This is a genomic window from Pengzhenrongella sp. (assembly GCF_036565025.1).
Classification (GTDB): Bacteria; Actinomycetota; Actinomycetes; order Actinomycetales; family Cellulomonadaceae; genus Pengzhenrongella.
The window spans coordinates 1-5,866 of record NZ_DATCNW010000435.1 but is presented as its reverse complement, the minus strand read 5'-3'; the positions used below and the strand labels follow the sequence as shown (position 1 = coordinate 5,866).

3 protein-coding genes are annotated in these 5,866 nt (G+C 71.6%); 1 reads left to right on the top strand and 2 read right to left on the bottom strand.

What is annotated here, in order from left to right; all coding sequences use genetic code 11:
• Positions 1 to 736: 736 nt before the first annotated feature.
• Complete coding sequence (locus VIM26_RS24940; protein ID WP_331956032.1) at positions 737 to 1,405, top strand: hypothetical protein; 669 nt, start codon at positions 737 to 739, stop codon at positions 1,403 to 1,405.
• A 782-nt stretch (positions 1,406 to 2,187) separates the two neighbouring features.
• On the opposite strand, the gene VIM26_RS24935 is transcribed toward VIM26_RS24940, so the two are convergent.
• Positions 2,188 to 4,392, bottom strand: coding sequence for a glycosyltransferase family 39 protein (locus tag VIM26_RS24935; RefSeq protein WP_331956031.1), 2,205 nt, complete (start codon positions 4,390 to 4,392; stop codon positions 2,188 to 2,190).
• Positions 4,389 to 5,738 (bottom strand): bifunctional glycosyltransferase family 2/GtrA family protein, encoded by a 1,350-nt coding sequence (locus VIM26_RS24930; RefSeq protein WP_331956030.1) that lies wholly within the window; start codon positions 5,736 to 5,738, stop codon positions 4,389 to 4,391. Before VIM26_RS24930 ends, VIM26_RS24935 begins: the two co-directional genes overlap by 4 nt.
• Positions 5,739 to 5,866 lie beyond the last annotated feature (128 nt).

The following is a 5,866-nucleotide window of genomic DNA, read 5'->3' as shown; positions in this document are numbered from 1 at the left end:
ACCTTCCCAAAACTGGATCGCTCCCGCTCGGGGCGGGCCCGCACGCAATGGACGTAACTTGAGGTCCACGCAGGCGGGATCCAGAGGAGGATCCCCGCTCGGGGGCGACTGGCAGGGGGTCCTAAGTTACGACCATTGGGGTCGGGCAGGTCGGGCCTGGCGGCTCGCACCAACCGCCCGAGCCGCCGGAGGATGGCGATTCGGCCTCGACCTGCCCTCCGCGACCTCCGCCGGGTCAGTTCGAAACGCGAGATGTGAGTTGTTGTTGTGCGGACCGCCTCGGAGAGGGCAACAACTCGCATCTCGCGTCGCGAACCGCACGTTCCTGGCCGCTGGGGTCGATCGAGGTCCAGTTCAAGGACGCGACGCACGGCGATGGGTTGTCCTGAGCGTCGAAACGGGAGTTGGTCGCTCCGTCGCGCCGAAGTAGAGCGCTGCACGGTTCTATCTGGCGTGGCGGTGTTCGTGTCCGGGGGTCGGCCCGGCCGTTCGGGAACCCGATGCGCACAGCGTTCCGATTCTGAGACAGGTCCCTCCCGCGGGTGATTTTCGCGCGTATTCTCGGCACTGTGACCTGGGGCGTTTCGCGGTTGTTTGTGACAACTCACAGGCTCGTATCAGGTCAGCCCCAGGTTCGTCGCAGGATCTGCCGGGATCCTCAGCGGCTAGGTGATCCGCTCGCCCGGTGTCAGTTCGCGGGCGGCCCGCGATCACCCCGACGAGAGGACCACCTGCCATGACGGACACGAGCGGACCCAGATCCGACGAGCCGCGCGAGCCGTCGCCGTCGTCGTCGTCGCAGGAGGACCTGACCCGGCCGATCCCGAGAGCGCCCGACGCGGCGTCCTCGTCCGCGCCGCCGGTTCCGGCCGGTTTCGAGTCGGGTCCGGCAGTCGCAGGCTCGGCGGGCGCAGGTCCGGCGGGCGCAGGTCCGGTCGGCGCAGGTCACGCCGGCCCAGGTTCGGCCGGCACCGGCCCGGGCGCTCCCGCGCAGGGCTACTCGACAGCGAGTTTCGCGACCGGCGGGAACCCGCCCGGAGGCCCGCCCAACCAGCAGCCGGTCCCGGCGCATCCCGCGCGTCGGCACCTGCTCGCGTGGGTCGTCGGGGGCGTGGTTGTCGCGATGCTGATGCTCGGAAGCGGCTTCGTCGGGGGGTTCGTCGTCGGGCACCTGGTCGGCAGCCACCGCGCCGACCGGTTCGCCGGCCAGCGCGTCGAGCGTTTCGGCGGGCCAGGAATGATGGGCGAGCAGGGTCCCGGCGGGAGGTTCGACCCGCGCCAGGGCGATGGTGGTCCGAAGGTATGGCGGGGACCGCTTCCCGGCAACCCCAACAACCAGGTTTCCCCCAAGAACCCCAACCCGTCGGACCTCCCGACCCCGTCCAGCACCAGCTCGACGAACTGACCGCCGGTCATCGCCGTCGGACCTCCGGACCGCGTCGAGCACGAGCTCGACGAACTGACCGCCGGTCATCGCCGTCGGACCTCCGGACCGGGTCGAGCACGAGCTTCGCGAATTGACCGCCGGCCAGAGCCTCGGTGCCGCTGAGAAGTCGACGATCGCCCGTCGGAAGACCGACGGGCGATCGTCGATTGTGAGGGCGAATCCTCCGTGCGGTTCGTGCCAAGCCGCCGTGCGCCGTGGTCCGCGTGACCGGTGCCAGTAGCCGGACCTGCGATCACTTGGCAGACGTTTCCGCGGGAACGTTCACTACCACCCGGTCGGGTTTGCGAGGCGATCCTGACCCGGCCTTGCGGCCGGCCGCGCGTGCCGATTCGAACGTCGAACTGGGAGTTGTTGTCGTATTTCCGGCCTTGGGACGACAACGACTCCTATCTCGGGTGCGACTCCTCAGTTGCTGCCCTCCTCGATCACGCGAGTGCGGAACTTTGGCTGCCTGTTTGGGGCTGCGACGACAACAAACTCCCGGTTCTACGACGATGGTCGGCGTGCGACCACCGGTCGGGACGGGTGATGAGAGTCTCCGGCGGTGCTGCGGTCGACAATGGGGAGCGACAGATTGCGGTGTCGCGCCTGGAACTGGTGATTCCCGTCAGAATGGCGAGCTCGGGCCACGCGCACAGCGAGCCGGCCCTCTCCCAGCCCTCGCCCCGCGCAAAAGGCGATGCTCGCCGATCGGATGACCGATGGGCGAGCATCGCCTTTCTCGTGAATGGACCCTCCTTTCAGCTGGCGGACGTGGTGCTGTCCGTCGTTGTCGTTGCCGTTGCGGTGCCAGTGGCGTTGCCCGTCGTCGTGGCCGACGCCGACGTCGATGCGGGCTGAGTCAGGTCGTAGATCGTCACGCCGTCGACCGTCTGGGCGGTGAACGTCGCGGTGACCCAGGCCGCGATCGCGCTCGAGGTGCCGGAGCTGCCGCCGCGACCCCCGCCCTGGCCGCCGCCGATGAAGTAGTGGATCTCACCGGCCGCGACGTCGGCCTTGAACCGCGCGAGCGTCGGCGACGGGTCACCGCCGGTGAAGCCACCGATCGGCATGACCGACTTCTCGGTCGCGAGCTGGTAGCCGGCAGCGCTGGTCGCGCCGACGGTCGCCGCGACCCAGGTGTAGTTGTCGGCGTTCTTGAGCAGCATCGCGGTCACCTGCTGGCTCGGCTCCGAGTCGCCGCCCATGCCTCCGCGCATGCCGCCCGGGGCCGTTCCGGTCGTACCGGTCTGGGGCGCGGTCCCGCCTTGCGCGGTGGTTCCGCCCTGGGTCGAGGGGAGGGCCGGCAACGTGCCGGTCCCCGTGCCGGTCCCGGTCCCGCCCTGCGTCGGCGGATGGCCGCCGAAGCCCCGACCACCAGCACCACCCGGTCCGCCGCCCATGCCGCCCGTCCCGCCGGCCACGGCCGGCCCGGCTGTCACGATCGATCCGGCGTGCGCGGTGGTCACGGTCTGCACGGTGTACGCCGTCGGCCCGGCGAGCGCCGCGGCGAGCGCCACGATCGCGGACGCCGTCAGCACCCGAGCCCCGAGCCAGCGTCCGGCGAGCAAGCCCGCCGCGCCGAGCGCGCCCGCGACGAGGATCGCCCAGCGCAGGGCAGGCAGCCAGTCGGCGCTGCGGTCGAGCAGGACGAACGCCCATACGGACGTCCCGAGGGTGACCGCGGCCAGCACCGCGAGGGCCAAGACCTGCGCCCGGCGCTCCCAGAGCAGGCTCGCCCCGATCCCGACGAGAGCGGCGATCGCGGGCGCGAGCGCCACCGTGTAGTACGCGTGGAAGGTGCCCGCCATCAGCGAGAACGTCAGCCCGGTGACCACCAGCCACGAGCCCCACACGATCAGGGCGGCCCGCGGGGCGTCCGTCCGGGGGAAGCGTCGGCGCAGCCACAGCGCGACCGCGCCGAGCACGAGAGCGGCGGGGATCAACCAGGCGATCTGCCCACCCAGCTCGCTGCTGAACAGCCGGCCGAGCCCGGTCGCACCCCACATGCCGCCGGCCGTTCCGGCCCCGCCGCCCCCGGCTCCCCCGGTCTCGTTGCCCGTCAAGCGGCCCAGTCCGTTGTAGCCAAAGGTCAGCTCAAGGAAGGAGTTGGTCGTCGACCCGCCGACGTACGGGCGCATCGACGCGGGCACGAGCTCGACGAGCGCGACCCACCAGCCGGCGGTCAGCACCATCGCGCCGACCGAGAGCAGCCCGGTCCGCACCCGCTTCCAGAGCGACCCGGGAGCCGCGATCAGGAACGCGGCCGCGAACCCGGGAAGCACCAGGAACGCCTGCAGTTGCTTGGTCAGGAATCCGAGCCCGATCAGCGCGCCCGCGACCACCATCCATCGGGTCCGGCCGTCTTCGATCGCGCGCAGCGTCGCGTACGCCGCGAGCGTCATCAGCAGAACCAGCAGAGCGTCGGGGTTGTTGAACCGGAACATCAGCGCCGCCACGGGGGTCAGCGCGAGCACGCCGCCGGCGAGCAGGGCCGACTGGGGCGAGAACCGCCGTCGGACACTGGCATAGAGCACGCCGACGGTCGCGACGCCCATCAGCGCCTCGGGCACCAGGATCGACCAGGAGGAGAGCCCGAAGATCCGCACCGAGAGCGCCATGATCCACAGCGCCGCGGGCGGCTTGTCGACGGTGATCGACCCGGCGGCGTCGGACGCGCCGTACAGGAACGCCTTCCAGCTCTCCGACCCGGCCTGCACGGCCGCGGAGTAGAACGAGTTGCCCCAGCCGGAGACCGAGAGGTCCCACAGGTACAGGGCCGCGGTCACGAGCAGCAGCCCGGCCAGCGCGGGACGCTCCCACCGGGTGCGCGGCGGGCGCGTCGTGCCCGACGGCGGTCGATCCGTGCCCGACGGCGGTTCGTCGGTCGTGCTCGACGGCGCGGCGGCGTCGGGGCTGCCCGAGGTCAGCAGTGTGTCGGCGGAGTCGCTGTACAGGGTGCTCATCGGAGGTCTCCTTCGGTGGAGGCGTGCTCGGTGACGACATTGGGGGTGATGACGTGTGACGGGGTAGCGGCGCGGCGCGGACGGAACACCCAGCGGCGCAGCAGCACGAACCGCAGCACGGTCGCGGCGAGGTTCGCCACGACGAGCACCGTGAGTTCGACACCGTGCGCAGCGCCCGGGGCGACGGCGTGCAGCAGACCGAGCGCGCCCGCGGTCAGCGCCCAGCCGAGGGCGAAGACCACGAGGCCCTGGCCCTGGTGCCGGGCGGCACCGGCGGCACCGCGCAGCCCGAACGTGAGCCGCCGGTTGCCCGCGGTGTTGCCGATCGCGGTGAGCAGCAGTGCCACGAAGTTCGCGCCCTGCGCGCCGATCGGCTCGCGCAGCAGCCAGAACAGCAGCGCGTACGCCACCGTGCTGGCAGCACCGACGACGGCGAACCGCACCAGCTGGTGCAGCAGCGTCGCGTGCGCTGACTCCCCGGGCGACGCGTCGGGCGAGCCCGCGCCCGGGTCGGCGACCGGCGGGCGAGCCGCGCCGACCAGCGGCAGGTGCTCGCCGATCTCGGCGAGCGGCAGCCGCCCGGTCACCAGGTCCCGTCCGACGCGGGCGACGCCGCGCAGGTCGGCCAGGGCCGTCGCGACGATGTCGACGCGCGAGTCCGGGTCGTCGACCCAGTCGACGGGAACCTCGTGGATGCGCAGCCCGGCGCGCTCGGCGAGCACGAGCAGTTCGGTGTCGAAGAACCAGCCGGTGTCGGTCACGAACGGGAGCAGCTCGCGGGCGGCGTCGGCCCGGATGGCCTTGAAGCCGCACTGCGCGTCCGAGAACCGCGCGAACAGCGCGCCGCGCAGCACCAGGTTGTAGCAGCGCGAGATGATCTCGCGCTTGGGGCCGCGCACGACCCGCGAGGTCCGGCTCAGCCTGGTCCCGATCGCCAGGTGCGAGTGGCCCGAGATGAGCGGCGCGACGAGCGGCAGCAGTGCGGACAGGTCGGTCGACAGGTCGACGTCGAGGTAGGCGAGCACGTCGGCGTCCGAGTCCAGCCACGCGCGGTGCAGCGCCCGGCCGCGCCCCTTCGCGGGCAGGTGCAGGACGCTCACGCCCGCGAGCTCCGCGGCCAGCCGGTTCGCGATGTCGAGGGTGCCGTCGGTCGAGGCGTTGTCGGCGATGGTCACCCGCGCCGGGTACGGGAAGGACTCGTCCAGGAAGGCCCGCACGGTCCGCACGGAGCGCTCGAGGCCCGCGGCCTCGTTGTATACCGGGATCACGAGGTCCAGGACTGGGCGCCCCGGCCGGTCGGCCTGGACTCCCGGGTGTGGTGAGTCGAGGGTGGTTGTCGTGTTCATGCCCCCACGTTCGCGCCGGGACATGCGACAAGCCTTTGCCGACCCTGTGCCCCCCCTTTGAACCCCACAGACAACCCCGCCCAACCCGCCCAACCCTCGTAACGTCCGAGCGTTGACGTCCTATAGGA